14 protein-coding genes are annotated in these 16,330 nt (G+C 64.9%); 6 read left to right on the top strand and 8 right to left on the bottom strand.

Features of this window, described 5'->3' with window-relative positions; genetic code table 11:
• Window positions 1–2: 2 nt before the first annotated feature.
• From radA to IVB42_RS38595, 6 genes are all read left to right on the top strand, one after another.
• A complete protein-coding gene (radA, locus tag IVB42_RS38620) occupies window positions 3–1,448 on the top strand; it encodes a DNA repair protein RadA (protein ID WP_247396330.1) in 1,446 nt (481 codons plus the stop codon).
• A gap of 165 nt (window positions 1,449–1,613) precedes the next feature.
• The gene (locus IVB42_RS38615) at window positions 1,614–2,243 is read left to right on the top strand and encodes a CvpA family protein (RefSeq protein ID WP_007592055.1); all 630 of its coding nucleotides are present in this window, start codon (window positions 1,614–1,616) and stop codon (window positions 2,241–2,243) included.
• Window positions 2,244–2,271: 28 nt separating this feature from the next.
• Window positions 2,272–3,777, top strand: coding sequence for an amidophosphoribosyltransferase (gene purF / locus IVB42_RS38610; protein ID WP_018459135.1), 1,506 nt, complete (start codon window positions 2,272–2,274; stop codon window positions 3,775–3,777).
• Window positions 3,778–3,906: 129 nt separating this feature from the next.
• On the top strand, window positions 3,907–4,647 hold the full coding sequence (locus IVB42_RS38605; protein WP_247396333.1) for an SDR family NAD(P)-dependent oxidoreductase: 741 nt from the start codon (window positions 3,907–3,909) through the stop codon (window positions 4,645–4,647).
• A gap of 78 nt (window positions 4,648–4,725) precedes the next feature.
• Window positions 4,726–5,874, top strand: a complete 1,149-nt coding sequence (locus tag IVB42_RS38600) for a hypothetical protein (protein WP_247396336.1) — start codon at window positions 4,726–4,728, stop codon at window positions 5,872–5,874.
• Between the two features lie 170 nt (window positions 5,875–6,044).
• Complete coding sequence (locus tag IVB42_RS38595) at window positions 6,045–7,271, top strand: ABC transporter substrate-binding protein (RefSeq protein WP_085395967.1); 1,227 nt, start codon at window positions 6,045–6,047, stop codon at window positions 7,269–7,271.
• Window positions 7,272–7,370: 99 nt separating this feature from the next.
• Here IVB42_RS38595 and IVB42_RS38590 read toward each other — a convergent pair whose 3' ends face one another.
• The 8 genes from IVB42_RS38590 to IVB42_RS38555 form a co-directional block, all read right to left on the bottom strand.
• Window positions 7,371–8,627 carry a TCR/Tet family MFS transporter gene (locus IVB42_RS38590; protein ID WP_247396340.1) on the bottom strand — a complete coding sequence of 419 codons (1,257 nt, stop codon included), beginning with the start codon at window positions 8,625–8,627 and terminating at the stop codon, window positions 7,371–7,373.
• Window positions 8,624–10,006, bottom strand: coding sequence for a ribosome biogenesis GTPase Der (der, locus tag IVB42_RS38585; protein WP_247368773.1), 1,383 nt, complete (start codon window positions 10,004–10,006; stop codon window positions 8,624–8,626). Before der ends, IVB42_RS38590 begins: the two co-directional genes overlap by 4 nt.
• Window positions 10,007–10,055: 49 nt before the next feature.
• The gene (locus tag IVB42_RS38580; RefSeq protein ID WP_247472107.1) at window positions 10,056–10,592 is read right to left on the bottom strand and encodes a hypothetical protein; all 537 of its coding nucleotides are present in this window, start codon (window positions 10,590–10,592) and stop codon (window positions 10,056–10,058) included.
• 26 nt (window positions 10,593–10,618) lie between these two features.
• Window positions 10,619–11,272, bottom strand: a complete 654-nt coding sequence (locus IVB42_RS38575; RefSeq protein ID WP_247396343.1) for a tetratricopeptide repeat protein — start codon at window positions 11,270–11,272, stop codon at window positions 10,619–10,621.
• A 168-nt stretch (window positions 11,273–11,440) separates the two neighbouring features.
• Window positions 11,441–13,033 (bottom strand): class I adenylate-forming enzyme family protein, encoded by a 1,593-nt coding sequence (locus IVB42_RS38570; RefSeq protein ID WP_247396347.1) that lies wholly within the window; start codon window positions 13,031–13,033, stop codon window positions 11,441–11,443.
• Between the two features lie 72 nt (window positions 13,034–13,105).
• Window positions 13,106–13,690, bottom strand: a complete 585-nt coding sequence (locus IVB42_RS38565; RefSeq protein ID WP_026233743.1) for an NnrU family protein — start codon at window positions 13,688–13,690, stop codon at window positions 13,106–13,108.
• A 71-nt stretch (window positions 13,691–13,761) separates the two neighbouring features.
• A complete protein-coding gene (locus tag IVB42_RS38560) occupies window positions 13,762–14,340 on the bottom strand; it encodes a hypothetical protein (protein ID WP_085352892.1) in 579 nt (192 codons plus the stop codon).
• Window positions 14,341–14,567: 227 nt separating this feature from the next.
• Window positions 14,568–16,187, bottom strand: a complete 1,620-nt coding sequence (locus tag IVB42_RS38555; RefSeq protein WP_247396350.1) for a peptide chain release factor 3 — start codon at window positions 16,185–16,187, stop codon at window positions 14,568–14,570.
• Between the last annotated feature and the right edge of the window lie 143 nt (window positions 16,188–16,330).

Here is a 16,330-nt window from a genome sequence, read left to right as displayed (position 1 = left end):
CCATGGCCAAGAACACACTTTCCTTCGTCTGCCAGAACTGCGGCGCGGCCTATAACCGCTGGCAGGGCAAGTGCGAGTCCTGTGGCGAGTGGAATACGCTCGCGGAGGAGGACACGACCGGCAGCGTGCCGGTGTCGATCCGCTCCAAGCGCAAGGGGCGGACCTTCGCGCTCGAGAGCCTGTCCGGAAAAACCCAGGACGCCCCGCGCCTGTCCTCCGGCATGACGGAGCTCGATCGCGTGACCGGCGGCGGCTTTGTCCGCGGCTCGGTGCTGCTGGTCGGCGGCGATCCCGGCATCGGCAAGTCGACGCTGCTGACGCAGGCCACAAGCCTGCTCGCGCGCGCCGGACACCGCGTCGTCTACATCTCCGGCGAAGAGGCGGTCGCGCAGGTGCGGTTGCGCGCCGAACGGCTCGGGCTGTCGGATGCGCCGGTGCAGCTCGCCGCCGAAACGTCGGTCGAGGACATTGTCTCGACGCTGTCTGAAGGCGCGGTGCCGCGGCTGATCGTGATCGATTCGATCCAGACCATGTGGACCGACACGGTGGAATCGGCACCCGGCACGGTGACGCAGGTGCGCGCCTCGGCGCAGGCCCTGATCCGTTTTGCCAAAAGGACCGGCGCGGCCATCATCCTGGTCGGCCATGTCACCAAGGACGGACAGATCGCCGGCCCTCGCGTGGTCGAGCACATGGTCGATGCGGTGCTGTCGTTCGAGGGCGAAGGCTCGCAGCAATTCCGCATCCTGCGCGCCGTGAAGAATCGTTTCGGGCCGACCGACGAGATCGGCGTGTTCGAGATGACCGGGCTTGGCCTGCGCGAAGTCACCAATCCTTCCGAGCTGTTTTTGTCGGAGCGCGATCTCGGCACGCCCGGCACCGCAGTCTTCGCGGGTATCGAGGGTACAAGACCCGTTCTGGTCGAATTGCAGGCACTGGTGGCGCCGACCTCGCTCGGCACCCCGCGGCGGGCCGTGGTGGGCTGGGATCCGAGCCGGCTATCGATGGTGCTGGCGGTGCTGGAAGCCCATTGCGGGGTCAAGCTGTCCGGCCACGACGTCTATCTGAACGTCGCGGGCGGCCTGCGCATCCACGAGCCCGCGGCTGATCTGGCCGCCGCGGCGGCGCTGGTGTCCTCGCTGGTTAATGCGCAGTTGCCCTCCGATGCGGTCTATTTCGGCGAGATCTCGCTGTCCGGCGTGGTGCGCCCGGTAGCGCAGACCCCGGCCCGGCTGAAAGAAGCGGCAAAACTCGGCTTCCAGCGTGCCGTTCTGCCCGAATCGGGCCGGGGCGAAGCCGGCGGCGATGCCGGCCTGGCGCTGAACGCGATCAACAGCCTGACGACATTGGTCGCCGAGATCGCCGCACGCGGCTCCCGGCGGGGCGACTCGAGCGCACCGGCAGAGAAAAATGCCACACCAGCAAGATTCCGCCGTGGAGAGGGTTAGCCGGTGGTGACGTCCCCCGCCCTCGCCGCTATACAGCCGTCACAAAAGCAGCATGGGATTGCGTGGTTGCGGCCTTGCCGGGAACGTCGTCTGGCCCTCACTTAGGGCGGCGGCCAAGCACCGATTCGCTGAGCACCTTGAAGTACGAGCGGACCAGACCAGCCGATGCCAGTAACCATCCTCGACCTGATCCTGCTCGGTGTGATGCTGATTTCGGGCCTGCTGGCCATGGTTCGCGGCTTCATGCGCGAAATCCTGTCGATCGCGGCCTGGGGCACGGCGGCGATTGTCACGCTTTATTCATTCTCGAAGCTGCTGCCGACCGCAAAGACCTATTTCAACAACGATACCGTCGCGAGCGTGGTTGTGGTCGCCGGCGTGTTCGTGGGCACTTTGGTCGTGGTCTCCGTGATCACGGTCCGGATCTCCGACATGATCCTGGATTCGCGCATCGGCGCGCTGGACCGCACGCTCGGCTTTCTGTTCGGGCTGGCACGCGGGCTTTTGATCGTCGTGGTCGCTTTCCTGTTCTTCACCTGGCTCGTGCCGGACAAGCAGCGCCCGGACTGGGTCACGGGGGCCAAATCCCGCGTGGTGCTGCAGGGAACCGGGGATTGGCTGATGGCCCTCTTGCCTGACGACCCCGAGAACACCATCTTGAAGAGATTCAAGAAAAACAAACCAGATGAAGAGCAAACTGATTCCGAGCAGCAGCCTTCGGGCAGTGGCGACGGATACAGCAAACCGGCTCGTGACAGCCTTAAAAAGCTGATCGAGAAACCCGCGGCGCGTTGATTAAGCCCTAACGAGAGGCTCGGACGAGATGCGAAATCCTGACCAGGACGCCCTACTTGATCTCGGCCCGGCCGCGCTGGAACTTCAAGACGATCTGGAGGGGGATACGCTGCGCGAGGAATGCGGCGTCTTCGGCATCTACGGCCACCCCGATGCCGCCGCCATCACGGCGCTCGGCCTCCACGCCCTTCAGCACCGCGGCCAGGAAGCCGCCGGCATCGTCTCCTATGACGGCGGCCGCTTTCATTCCGAACGCCGCCTCGGCCTCGTCGGCGACACCTTCTCCCGCCGAGAGGTGATCGACCGCCTGCCCGGCACAATGGCAGTCGGCCATGTCCGCTATTCCACCACCGGCGCGACCATCCTGCGCAACGTGCAACCGCTGTTCGCCGAACTGAATGCCGGCGGCCTTGCGGTCGCCCACAACGGCAACCTCACCAACGGCCTGACGCTGCGCCGCGAGCTCGTGAGGAACGGCGCGATGATGCAGTCGACCACCGACACCGAGGTGATCCTGCACCTGGTCGCGCGCTCCAGGCGCAGCCGCTTCATCGAGCGCTATATCGACGCGCTGCGCGAGATCGAGGGCGCCTATGCGCTGGTGTCGCTGACCAACAAGAAGCTGGTCGGCGCGCGCGATCCGCGCGGCATCCGTCCGCTGGTGCTCGGCGAACTCGATGGTTGTCCGATCCTGACCTCCGAGACCTGCGCACTCGACATCATCGGCGCACGCTTCGTCCGCGACATCGAGCCCGGCGAGGTCATCGTGTTCGACGAGAACGGGCAGGACATCCACAAGCCGTTCCCGCCGATCGCGCCGCGTCCCTGCATCTTCGAGTACATCTACTTCTCCCGTCCGGATTCCATCGTCCACGGCCGCTCGGTCTACGAGGTGCGCAAGGCCTTCGGTGCCCAGCTTGCGCGCGAGAGCCACGTGCCGGTCGACGTCGTGGTGCCGGTGCCGGATTCCGGCGTGCCCGCCGCAGTCGGCTACAGCCAGCATTCCGGTATCCCGTTCGAGCTCGGCATCATCCGCAACCATTATGTCGGCCGCACCTTCATCCAGCCGACGCAGGCGATCCGCGAATCCGGTGTGCGCATGAAGCATTCGGCCAACCGCGCCGCGATCGAAGGCAAGCGCATCATCCTGATCGACGATTCGCTGGTACGCGGCACCACCTCGAAGAAGATCGTCCGCATGATGCGCGATGCCGGCGCCAAGGAAGTGCATTTCCGCCTCGCCTCGCCGCCGATCCTCTATCCCGACTATTACGGTATCGATCTGCCGGACCGTGGTGGTCTTCTTGCGGCGACACATTCGCTGGAAGAGATGCGCGAGATCATCGGCGCCGACTCGCTCGCCTTCCTGTCGATCGACGGCATGTACCGCGCCATGGGCGAGCCCGGCCGCGACCCCGCCAATCCGAAATTCTCGGATCATTGCTTCACCGGGGCGTATCCGACCCACCTCACCGACCAGACCCAGACCGAGCAGCAGCCGCGGCAATTGTCGCTGCTGGCGGAGGCGAGCTAGGCTCGTCAGGATCCATTACAACAGGCCTTTCTGGTTCGAAGAAGGTGTGACAATCATCTTCCCTAGCCATAAACGTCACGGCGTATGGGTCCTGGCTTTCGCCAGGACGACGCTGGATAGAACCTTTCGATGACAAATCCCCTCGCCAACCGCATCGCTCTCGTCACCGGCGCCTCGCGCGGCATCGGCTTCGCCACGGCAAAAGCGCTGGCCAGGGCCGGCGCGCATATCGTCGCGGTCGCGCGCACGCAGGGCGGGCTGGAAGAGCTCGACGACGAGATCCGCAAGGACGGCGGCAGCGCCACGCTGGTGCCGCTCAACCTCACCGATTCCGACGGCATCGCGCGCCTAGGTGCCGGCCTGCATGAGCGGTACGGTAAGCTCGACATCCTCGTCGGCAATGCCGGCGTGCTTGGGCCCTCCTCACCGATCGGCCATATCGAGCTGAAGGCCTTCACCGACGTGATGGCGGTCAACGTCGCCGCGAACTTCCAGCTGATCCGTTGCATGGAGCCGCTGCTCAAGCAGTCCGACGCCGGCCGCGCGGTGTTCGTCACTTCCGGCGCGGCCAACAAGGCGACCGCCTATGTCAGCCCCTACGCCGCCTCCAAGGCGGCGCTGGAAACGCTGGCGCGCGCCTGGGCGCAGGAGACCGCGAACACCAAGCTGCGCGTCAATCTGTTCACTCCGGGCCCCGTCCGCACCCGGATGCGCGCGACGCTGATGCCGGGCGAAGACCCAACGACGCTCGATACAGCCGAGCAGGTCGCCGAATTCATCGTGCCGATGTGCGCGCCTGATTGGACCGAGACCGGCAAGTTCTACGACTACAAGACCCGCAGCCTGATGAGCTTCCGCTCGCCGGCCTGATTGACTTGACGGCCTCCCCGCGATTGACTGCCCGCGCTCAAGCGGCAGCAAGCCGCAAGCCAATAAAGGGAGGTTGCCATGGCGCCATGGCGGAATCGCGCAGGCTTTAAGCGTGCGCTCGCAAATGTCTCTCGCGTCCTCTCCGTTCTGATCGTGGCCGTCGCGTTTGCGCTTCCGGGCGCGGCGACCGCCGGCGATGTCCCGACCTTCGCGGTCGATGCTTCCTGGCCAAAGCCGTTGCCGAACAACTGGATCCTCGGCCAGGTCGGCGGCATTACCGTCGACTGGCAGGGCCACATCTGGGTGATCCATCGTCCCCGCTCGCTCACCGACGACGAGAAAGGCGCGAGCCTCACTCCGCCGCGCTCGAAATGCTGCGTCTCGGCGCCGCCCGTGCTCGAATTCGACAGCGACGGCAATCTGCTGCGATCGTGGGGCGGCGCGGGCGAAGGCTATGAATGGGTCGGCCGCGAGCATGGCATCGAGGTCGACGAGCGCGGCTTCGTCTGGGTCGGTGGCAATGCCGACAATGATAACGCCATCCTGAAATTCACGCTCGACGGCAAGTTCGTCGCCCAGATCGGCAAGATCGCGCCGAGCCTCGGCAGCAACGACACGACGCAGCTCGGCAAGCCCGCCGAGACCGCGATCGACAAGGCCGCCAACGAAATCTACGTCGCCGACGGCTACGGCAATCGCCGCGTCATCGTGTTCGACGCGACCACGCTCGCCTACAAGCGGCACTGGGGCGCCTACGGCAACAAGCCCGACGACACCAAGCAGGCGGCGTATGATCCCAAGGCGCCAGTGTCCCAGCAGTTCGGCAATCCCGTCCACTGCGTGAAGCTCGCCAATGACGGCCTCGTCTACGTCTGCGACCGCATCAACAACCGCATCCAGGTGTTCAAGACGGACGGCAGCTTCGTGAAGGAGTTCTTCTTCGAGAAGAACACGCTCGGTAACGGCGCGGTGTGGGATGTCGCGATCTGGCCCGACCCGAAGCAGACCTGGCTGCTCAGCGCCGACGGCGAGAACAACGAGATCAGGGTGATCAAGCGCGAGGACGGCAACGTGGTCGGCAGCTTCGGGCACAACGGCCGCAATGCCGGACAATTCCACTGGGTGCATGCCATGGCGATCGACGCCAAGGGTAACGTCTATACCGCCGAGGTCGACACCGGGAAGCGCATCCAGAAATTCAAGCTGACATCGGACGCGCTGAAATAGCGTCTCGACGCATTTTCTCCAAAAGTTAACGGAGGGATGACGCTGCGACGCAGCGTCATCCGGCTTTAGGCGCATTGCCGCCGGCCGTGGGACACGGTAGAGCCATCAGCCGGAACAAGGCTCCCATTCAAGAGAGCCGTCCGCATGTTTGACAATGGAGGAAATCTTTTATGACGACCACGTTCGCGCGCCGCTCTGCGGCCCTTCTGGCCTGTGCCGCCTTCGGTTTTGCCACATCCGCCTTCGCCCAGGACAAGTCGGTCACGATCGGCGTGCTCAACGACATGTCCAGCCTCTATGCCGACATCGGCGGCCCCGGCGCCGTGGCGGCGGTCAACATGGCGGTGGAAGATTCCGGTCTTCGTGCCAAGGGCTGGAAGATCGATGTGATCAGCGGCGACCACCAGAACAAGCCGGACGTCGGCGTCAACATCGCGCGGCAGTGGATCGACACCCAGAAGGTCGATGTGATCGCCGACACCCCGAACTCCGGCGTGGCGCTGGCCGTCAGCAACGTCGTCAAGGAAAAGAACGCGGTCCTGCTCAACAATGGCGGTGCCAGTGCCGACCTCACCGGCAAGGCCTGCAACGCCAACACCATCTCCTATACTTACGACACCTACATGCTCGCCAACGGTACCGGCAAGGCGCTGACCAAGGCCGGCGGCGACAGCTGGTTCTTCCTGACCGCCGACTACGCTTTCGGTGCCGCGCTCGAGCGTGACACCAGCGCGGTCGTCACCGCGAACGGCGGCAAGGTGCTCGGCGGCGTCAAGCATCCGCTCAACACGTCGGATTTCTCCTCCTTCCTGCTGCAGGCGCAGAACTCGAAGGCGAAGATCATCGGTCTCGCCAATGCCGGCGGTGACACCACCAACTCGATCAAGCAGGCGGCCGAGTTCGGCATCGTCGAAGGCGGCCAGAAGCTCGCCGCGCTGTTGCTGTTCATCAACGACGTCCACTCGCTCGGTCTGAAGACCGCGCACGGCCTGACCTTCACCGAATCCTTCTATTGGGATCTCAACGAAGGCACGCGCGCCTTCTCGAAGCGCTTTCAGGACAAGGTCGCCAACAAGGCGATGCCCTCGATGACGCAGGCCGGCAATTATGCCGCCGTGCTGCATTACCTCAAGGCCATGGACGCGCTCGGCGGCAATCCGCATGACGGCGCCAAGGTCGTCGCCAAGATGAAGGAGCTTCCGACCGACGATCCGCTGTTCGGCAAGGGCCCGCTGCGCGAGGACGGACGCCGCATCATTCCCGCCTTCCTGTTCGAGGTGAAGAAGCCGGAAGAATCCAAGGGACCGTGGGACTATTACAAGCTGATCGCCACCATCCCGGCGGAAGATGCGGCCAAGCCGCTCAAGGACAGCGAGTGCCCGCTGGTGAAGAAGTAAAGGCATTGGTGTCGCAGGGTGGGCAAAGGCGCGAAAGCGCCGTGCCCACCATCTCTCCACAACTGAAGAAGGCGGTGGGCACGCTTCGCTTTGCCCACCCTACGTAACCGTCTTCGTCGCTCCCAGCGCCCGCACCGCGATCGCCACGCACATCACCATCAACACCGCCGCGAGCAGGAACGGCGCGCCGGGCAGCTGCCACGGCGCGCTGACGCCGATGAAATATGAAAACGTCAGCGTGAACAGGAACGGGCCGACGAGCTGCGACACGCTCTGCACGCTCGCGGTCGCGCCCTGCAACTGGCCCTGCTGATCGGGCGCGACCAGCCGCGTCATCAGCGATTGCATGGCGGCGCCCGAAATGCCCCACAGCGACATCACGGGAATGCCGATCCAGAACAGCGGCCCGGTCGGCGCCGCGCCGAAGATCACGAAGCCGACCGCGCCGCAGCACAGGCCCATCAACAACGCGTTGCGTTCGCCGAGCACGCGCACGATCGGGCCGATCGCGAGCCCCTGCACCACCATGGCGCAGATGCCGACCATCGCCAGCGTCAACCCCACGGTTTTCGAATCCCAACCGTAGCGATAGGTGGCATAGAGCACGAAGGTCGAGGGCAGCACGACATGCGCGACCTGCGCGATGAAGTTGACGACGGACAACGCAGCGAGCACGGCGTTGGAACGCAGCAGGCGGAGCGCTCCGAGCGGATTGGCGCTCCTCCAGCGGAACGGCGCGCGCTTATCTGGCGCCAGCGATTCCGGCAGGATGAAGAGCCCATAGAGTGCATTGGCAAAGCTCAGGGCCGCCGAGGCCCAGAACGGCAGGCGCGGATCGATATCGCCGAGCAGACCGCCCAGCGCCGGGCCCAGCACGAAGCCGGCGCCGAACGCAGCCCCAATCCTGCCGAACACCGCGGCGCGCCGCTCCGGCGGCGTGATGTCGGCGATATAGGCAAAGGCGGTCGAGATGCTGGCCGAGGTGATGCCCGAGATGACGCGGCCGACGAACAGCCAGACCAGCGACGGCGCCAGCGCCATCAGCACATAATCCGCCGCGAGCCCGAAATTCGACAGCAGCACCACCGGCCGCCGCCCGAAGCGATCCGACAGCGCGCCGAGCACCGGCGAGAATACGAACTGCATCAGCGCCCATGCGGTGCCGAACAGGCCGAAGATGCGGGCCGCATGGGCCGTGTCGTTGTCGACGAAGCTCTCGATCAGTTTTGGCAGGATCGGCATGATCACGCCGAGCGCGAGCATATCGAGCAGGATGGTGACGAAGATGAAGGCGACCGCACCGCGCCGGACTGGCGCTGCGCCCTGCGCCATCGCCTCGCCGGCGTCGTTGCTCACGACGGCCGCTTGCGCTTGTGGGCGAACGGATTGGCCTTCTCGCGCAAGGTGATACGCACCGGCGTGCCGGGCAGCTCGAAGGCCTCACGCAGCGAATTGGTGAGATATCGCAGATACGACTGCGGTACCGCGTCCGCACGCGAGCAGAACAACACGAAGCTTGGCGGGCGGGCCTTGGTCTGCGTGATGTAGTTCAGCTTGAGTCGTCGTCCGGACACGGCCGGCGGCGGATTGGCTTGGACCGCCTCCTCGAACCAGCGGTTCAGCGCCGCGGTCGACACACGCCTGTTCCAAAGCGCATAGGCATCCTGGATCGCCTGCATCAATCGATCGATGCCCTCGCCCATCAAGCCGGAGACGGCGACGATCGGCACGCCCTTGATCTGCGGCAGCAAGTGATCGGCATCGCGGCGCAGGTTCGAGATCGCGCCGCCGCCCTTGCTCTCCATCAGGTCCCATTTGTTGACAGCGAGCACGACGGCGCGACCCTCGCGCTCGATCAGGTCAGCGATGCGAAGATCCTGCTCCTCGAAGCGGTTCTGCGCATCCATCATCATCACGACGACTTCGGCAAAGCGCACCGCGCGCAGTGCGTCGGCGACCGAGAGCTTCTCGAGCTTCTCCTCGATCCGCGAGCGCCGGCGCAGACCTGCGGTGTCGAACACCCGAAACTCGCGCCCCTTCCAGTTGATCTCGACCGCGATGGAATCGCGCGTGGTACCCGCCTCCGGGCTCGTCAGCAGGCGCTCCTCGCCGAGCAGATGATTGATCATCGTCGACTTGCCGGCGTTGGGCCGGCCGACGATCGCGACCCGGATCGGACGCGTGGCCGCCTCTTCCTCCGTCAGCGGCTCGTCGTCCTCGACCTCTTCCTCCTCGACGGGCTCCGGCATCAGCTCTCTCAAGGCGTCATAGAGCTCACCCAGGCCCTCGCCATGCTCGGCCGAGATCTGGATGGGATCGCCGAGGCCGAGCGCGAAAGCCTCCATCGCGCCGGCATCGCCGTGCTTGCCTTCGCTCTTGTTGGCGACGAGCATCACCGGCTTGTTGGCCTTGCGGGCGAAATCGGCGAAGGCGCGATCGTTGGGCGTGAGGCCCATGCGGGCATCAATCACGAAGAACAGCGCGTCGGCCTGTGCGATCGCGGCCTCCGTCTGCTCCTGCATGCGGGCGGTCAGCGAGCCCTTGGCACCCTCATCGAGGCCGGCGGTGTCGATGATCGTGAAGTCGAGATCGCCGAGCCTGGCCTCGCCCTCGCGGCGGTCGCGGGTGACGCCGGGGAGGTCATCGACAAGCGCGAGCTTCTGTCCGACCAGACGGTTGAACAGCGTCGACTTGCCGACATTGGGTCGGCCGATAATGGCAATCTTAAAGGACATGGGTCATTCGTGCGCTGCCGGAGCCGCGCCTGTCAATGAAATGAAAAAATCAGCGCGAGAAGCTGCCGCTCGGCATGGGCGCCGGGAAGGCGCCCTGCGTTTGCTGCTGGGTGGTCTGGGTCGGTTGCGCCTGCTGGACGGATTGATCGGGCGGCGGCGCGGTGGTGCGCTTGCGCACGATCTTCTGCCTGGGCGGCGGCGTGGCCGCGGGCGGCGCGGCCTCGGGCTGGGCCTCGCCGTCGACTTCGCCGGCGGGCGCCTCAGCCGGCGCGACGGCTGCGGTGGCCGGCTGCCTGGTCTTTTTCGCCTTGGCGCCCTTCGCCGGCTTCGGCTCGGTGGGCAGAGCCGCAACGGCGGGTCCGTTCGGATCGGGCTGTTGCTGGGCGCCCTTGTACATATCCTTCGGAACGCCTTGCTCGAGGCCGGGCACGCCTTCCGGGAACACCGGCTTGCGGTCGCCCGGCAGCTTCTTCTTGGTGTCGAGGAAGTCGAGCATGTCGCTCGGATCGAAGCTGGAGCAACCGCCCAGCACGCCCGTGAAGGCGATCAGGACGGCGGTTGCGATCAAGCGTGGCGTGCGGCGCATGTCGGTATCTCGTCTCAGCTCTCGGCTCAGCTCTTCGCTACGGGCGGCAGCAGGGCCTGCAGCGCCTCGGCGCGTGAGCGCAGGCCGGGCGGCGTTTCGCCGTCCTCGGCAATCGCGTCGAGCCATTTGCGGGCGGCAGTCACATCGTTGTTGCGCCAGGCCGACAGCGCCAGCATTTCGCGGGCGGTGTGACGGAAGGTCGATTTGGGCGCGGTGGAGGCTTCCAGCCGCTGCTGCATGTCGGCATAGCCGGCGCTGTCGAGCAGGAGACCGGCGGCCCGGATCTTCGCCAGATCCTGCCACTCGCCGCCTACGCTGCGGTCGGCGGCAATGTCGTCATACAACTTGGCGCCTGCCTTCGGATCGCGGGACGCCGCCTCGGCCGCAGCACGCAGCCGCGCCAGGGTGCGATAGCCCGATGGAGCCTTGGCTGCGAGCTCGGTGAAGGCCGCCTCGGCCTCCGCATGCTTGTCCTGCTCGGACAGCTCAGCGGCCGTCTCGAAGGCAGCACCGGCCTCGGCAGCCTTCTTGGCTTCAAGATATTGGTAACCGCGCCAGCCACCCACGGCGGCGACGATCAGCACCATCAGGGCGATGAACAAAATCGAATACTTATCCCACAGCTTCTTGAGCTGTTCGCGACGTACTTCCTCGTCGACTTCGTCAAATAATTCAGACACTTATGCTAATCCCATGCCCATCCGGGTGCGCGCGCCAAAGCGTTCGCGTCAGGAATCCCGTCCCCCACGTGGCGGCGGGGTACCCTAACGATATGGCGGTGGCAAGGCAAAGCGAGCCCGATCAAGGCGTTAACCACCCGGGACAGCCCGGAGAGACGCCTCCCCGGATCAGGTTCCCAACAGCTCCCGCAGCTGCCGCTTCAGCACCTTGCCATTGGCATTGCGCGGCAAGGGCTCCGTGGTGATCACCATGGTTTCCGGGACCTTGTAGTCCGACAGCCGCTCCGCGCACCAGGCGCGCAAGGCCTCGCTGTCCACCGGCGTACGCGTCACCACCACGGCGTGGACGCGTTCGCCCAGCACCGGGCACGTCTTGGCGACGATCGCGCTCTCAACCACGGCCGGGTGGCCGGCCAGCACGGACTCGACCTCGGCCGAATAGATCTTCAGGCCGCCGCGGTTGATCATGTCCTTCTGCCGGTCGAACACCCGGACAAATCCCTCCGCGTCGACCGAGCCGAGATCGCCGGAATGCCAGAACCCGCTGGTGAAACTTTCGGCCGTGGCTTTCGGATTGTTCCAATAGCCCTTGATGACGGAGGCACTCTGGATCCAGAGCTCGCCGATTTTCCCAGGCGGCAGCTCACGCCCGTCCGCGTCCATCGCCAGGATGCGTGCACCCGGACACGGCAGTCCGACGCTGTCGATATGGCTTTCCGTCAACTCGCCCGGCATGATCGTGGACGGCGACGTGGTCTCGGTCGCACCGTAGCAATTCGCCAGCGCGAGGCCGGGAATGATCGCCTTGAGCTTCTCGATGGTGGCAACCGGCATCGGAGCACCGCCAAAGCCGCCGATGCGCCAGCTCGACAGATCGTAGCTCTCGAAATCGGGCTGGAGCAGGCACAGATTGTACATCGCCGGCACCATCACCGTGTAGGTGACGCGCTCGCGCGCGGCGAGCTTGAGATATTCGCCGGCTTTGAACTCCGGCATGATGATCAACGCGCCACCGCAGCAGATCATCGTCGTGATGTTGGCGACCACGCCGGTGACATGGCCGAGCGGCACTGCCGCGATCGAACGGTCGGCCGCCGTCAATTGCAGGCAGGACATGAAGATCATCGAGGAATGGACGATGTTGCAATGGGCCAGCATCGCGCCCTTCGGCTTGCCTGTCGTGCCCGAGGTGTAGAGGATCATCGCGGTGTCCTCCTCGCTCGTCTCGACCGGCGCCGCGGCCGGGGCGTTGTCGACGAGCACCGCGAAATCCGACAGAGCCGGATCGTGGTCGATGGCGATGCGGTCGATCACATCGGGCACGTCCAGTGCGTCCGGCAGCCGCTCCGCAAGTGCCGCCTCGTGGATCAGGATCTTGGCGCCGCAGTCGGCGAGCACATAGGCGATTTCCGGCTTCTGCTGCCGCGTGCTGAGCAGCACCGTGACGAGCCCCTCATGGGCGGCAGCAAACAGCAGCAGCGGGAATTCGACGCGGTTGCCGAGCAGGATCGCGACACGATCGCCGCGCTGCAATCCGAGCTTGCGAAATCCCGCCGCGATCCGCGCAGCCTGCTCGACGGCCTGCCGCCAGCTCAGCCGGACACCGCCTGAGATCAGCGCTTCGCCGTCGGGATTGCGGGCGCAGGCGTCCGCAATCATCGCCCACAGGCTCGACGGCCGATCGCAAAATGCCGGTACCACCCGATCGCCGAAGCGCGCCTCGAACCGCATTGGCGGGATCTGAGAATGCGACCAGTCCATCGGATTGCCCTTGGCTTGTTACTTTCGTTATCTTCCGCGCACGGGCATGCGGTCCTGTCTTGTGCTGATCGGCTAGCCGCCCATCACGGGAACGCCGATGACGACGGGATGGAACGCAAAAGCCAGCGCCAGATAAGCGACGATTCCAACCACGACCGCGATCAGATCGTTGGTGACGCCGCCGACCGGAATCGGCGGACCGCCGCCATCGGTGCGACGCTTCAGCGTGATGCGGTCATACACCGCCCAGCCCAGAAAGGACCCGAACAGGATGATGGAGCCGAGATCGCCATTGGCCAGAAGATGCGCCGCCGCCCACAGCTTGATGCCGGCCAGCATCGGATGCTTCAGTGTCGCGTAAATGCGGCCGCGCAGATAGGACGCAACCACCAGGATGACCGCGGGCAGCATCAGTGCGAGCGTGATGTGCTTCAGCGCCTTCGGCGGATACCAGACGTCGATCCAGCCGGTCGCGCGATAATGCGCGAAGCCCCAGATGATCAGTGCGAGCCCCGCAAGCGAGGCAAGCGAATAGAGGATCTTGTAGGTCCCCTCGCCCACTCTCGCGATGGCCTGCGCGCGTGCATCGCGTTTCGTCGTGAACACATGCGCCGCAAAAAACAGCGCAAGCCCCAGGATCATAACCAGCAGACCCACGAGATTCTCCCCTCAACCAGCGCCCCAGCCCATGGCGTATCATCGATTGGCCGCGGGTCGCAACTGATGCGCTACTTGCCGATCTCGCGATTGTCGACATACCGGATCGCGATCGGCCGCCCGGCGATGGCACCGCCAAAACCGCCGGTGAACTTCAGCGGCAGGCAGGCGTTCAACGATGAATTGATTGCATTAAGATAGGTAGTTCTCGTCTCGGCGGGCACGCCTGCGGTCGCAAAGGTCAGGCGCGGCGGGCCGATCAGGCCGCCCGATTTGTTGAAGCTGAAGCGCACGGCGATCTGCATGCCCGCGCGCGCATTGTCCGATGGCGGCGACCAGCAGCTGCGCAGCTCGGCGAAGAGATCGCCAATCGTATCGAGATCGTGATCCGGCTTTTGGTATTTGGCGCGATCCGCCTCCGCCGGCACGCTTTGGATCGTGAGCTGGAGGTTCTGGCCGTAGGGATAGTCGATCTCGGGAATGCAGGGGCCAGGCTCGAGCGGGCTGCAATAGGACGGCGTGCAGGGCCGGCCATCGAGGACGCTGCACGGCTCGTGCGAAAACGGAATTGGGTTGATTTGTCGCGGCCGCGCATCGGCGGCGATCACGGCAAAGACGGTCAGGAACAGCACGAGGATTGCGCGCAACATCGGGAGCACCAAACGGGCGACCACATTCAAATTGGTAGGACTTGAAGCGGCTTCAAGCCATTCGCGTTCACGTGCTCGCGTTTACCCACGGTGTCGTCGTCCGGCTTGATCGGACGACCCAGTATTCCAGAGGCGATCGTTGTTGAGCCGAGAGGCCGCGGCGTACTGGATGCCCCGGTTAAGCCGGGGCATGACAGCGGAGGGTGAGGAGCGGACGGAGCCCCACCCTAGCCCTTCTTCTTGACGTCCTTGACGTTGGTGAACTCGATGCCCTCCGCCCGTTCCCTTGTGTAGCCGAGATAGAACTCGTTCCGCGCCAGATAGACGGGATCGCCGTCGACATCGTCGGCGATGCTGGAGGTGTTGGCAGCGATGAAGGTATCGAGCTTCTTGCGGTCGTCCGACGAGACCCAGCGCGCGAGCTGGAACTCGCTGACCTCGAATTCGACTGGGAGCGAATATTCCGCATCCAGCCGGGCCTTGAGCACGTCGAGCTGGAGTGCGCCAACGACTCCGACCAACGCCGGTGCGCCGTCGCGCGGGCGGAACACCTGCACCACGCCCTCTTCCGACATCTGCTGAAGCGCTTCCTTCAACTTCTTCGCTTTCATCGCATCGGCGAGACGCACGCGGCGGACGATTTCCGGCGCAAAGCTCGGCACGCCGACGAAGTTGAAATCCTCACCGTCGGTCAGCGTATCGCCGATGCGCAGCGTGCCGTGATTGGGAATGCCGACGACGTCGCCGGCATAGGCTTCGTCCGCAACCGAACGGTCCTGCGCGAAGAAGAATTGCGGGCTGGACAGCGGCATGCTCTTGCCGGTGCGCACGAGCTTCGCCTTCATGCCGCGGCTCAGCTTGCCGGAGCACAGCCGCGCGAAGGCGATACGGTCGCGGTGGTTGGGATCCATATTGGCCTGGATCTTGAACACGAAGGCGCTCATGCGCGGGTCGGTGGCTTCGACCTTGCGCTGGTCGCTCTCCTGCGCGCGCGGCTCGGGCGCGAACTTGCCGAGCCCTTGCAGCAGGTCGCCGACGCCGAAATTGCGTAGCGCGCTGCCGAAATAAACCGGCGTCAGATGGCCCTCGCGAAACGCTTCGAGCTCGAACGGTTTTGAAGCCGCGGTGACGAGCTCGAGCTCGTCCTTGACCGCCGACACGTCGAGATTGGCATTGAGCTTGGCGAGCTCGGCGATCTCGATCTGCTGCGCCGCGCCGGTCTTGGCGCCACCGCCTTCGAGCAGGCGCACGCCGCCATTGACGACGTCATAGGTGCCGAGGAACTCGCGGCCGCGGCCGACAGGCCAGGTCATCGGCGTGGTATCGAGCGCCAGCGTCTTCTCGATCTCGTCGAGGAGCTCGAAGACGTCGCGGCTCTCGCGGTCCATCTTGTTGATGAAGGTGATGATCGGGATATCCCGAAGACGACATACCTCGAACAGCTTTCGGGTGCGCGCCTCGATGCCCTTGGCGGCGTCGATCACCATGACGGCGGAATCGACCGCCGTAAGCGTGCGATAGGTGTCTTCCGAAAAGTCCTCGTGGCCCGGCGTGTCCAGCAGGTTGAACACGAGGCCCTCGAACTCGAAAGTCATGACCGATGTCACGACCGAGATGCCGCGCTCGCGCTCGATCTTCATCCAGTCCGAACGCGTGTTGCGCCGCTCGCCCTTGGCCTTGACCTGGCCGGCCAGATTGATGGCGCCACCGAACAGCAGCAGCTTTTCGGTCAGCGTGGTCTTGCCGGCGTCCGGATGCGAGATGATCGCAAAGGTACGCCGCCGCGACACTTCAGCGGCAAGCGAGGAACGGGCCGTCGATTCGGCTGTGGTGGCGATGTCGGACATTGCGGCAGCGTTTGGCAGGGAAAATGAGCCTGATCAAGCCTGATCTGGTGATTGCGGAGGCTTCCGGCCAGCCCCATATCGGGCTTGGGTTGGGAGGGACGGCCTTCCCTTGCTATCAGCACACCAGTCGCGGGGACGACCCT

The sequence above is a fragment of the Bradyrhizobium sp. 45 genome (genome assembly GCF_023073155.1).
Lineage (GTDB): Bacteria > Pseudomonadota > Alphaproteobacteria > Rhizobiales > Xanthobacteraceae > Bradyrhizobium > Bradyrhizobium canariense_D.
The sequence above is the reverse complement of the archived record's forward strand: the minus strand, read 5'-3'. Positions and strand labels throughout refer to the sequence as shown.

Bases quoted from the DNA above. Each gene is read 5' to 3' on its own strand.
- IVB42_RS38605 (WP_247396333.1), top strand. From the start codon at position 3,907: ATGACAAATCCCCTCGCCAACCGCATCGCTCTCGTCACCGGCGCCTCG.
- IVB42_RS38580 (WP_247472107.1), bottom strand. From the start codon at position 10,592: ATGCGCCGCACGCCACGCTTGATCGCAACCGCCGTCCTGATCGCCTTC.
- IVB42_RS38570 (WP_247396347.1), bottom strand. From the start codon at position 13,033: ATGGACTGGTCGCATTCTCAGATCCCGCCAATGCGGTTCGAGGCGCGC.
- der (WP_247368773.1), bottom strand. From the start codon at position 10,006: ATGTCCTTTAAGATTGCCATTATCGGCCGACCCAATGTCGGCAAGTCG.
- IVB42_RS38595 (WP_085395967.1), top strand. From the start codon at position 6,045: ATGACGACCACGTTCGCGCGCCGCTCTGCGGCCCTTCTGGCCTGTGCC.
- purF (WP_018459135.1), top strand. From the start codon at position 2,272: ATGCGAAATCCTGACCAGGACGCCCTACTTGATCTCGGCCCGGCCGCG.
- IVB42_RS38615 (WP_007592055.1), top strand. From the start codon at position 1,614: ATGCCAGTAACCATCCTCGACCTGATCCTGCTCGGTGTGATGCTGATT.
- IVB42_RS38560 (WP_085352892.1), bottom strand. From the start codon at position 14,340: ATGTTGCGCGCAATCCTCGTGCTGTTCCTGACCGTCTTTGCCGTGATC.
- radA (WP_247396330.1), top strand. From the start codon at position 3: ATGGCCAAGAACACACTTTCCTTCGTCTGCCAGAACTGCGGCGCGGCC.
- IVB42_RS38600 (WP_247396336.1), top strand. From the start codon at position 4,726: ATGGCGCCATGGCGGAATCGCGCAGGCTTTAAGCGTGCGCTCGCAAAT.
- IVB42_RS38555 (WP_247396350.1), bottom strand. From the start codon at position 16,187: ATGTCCGACATCGCCACCACAGCCGAATCGACGGCCCGTTCCTCGCTT.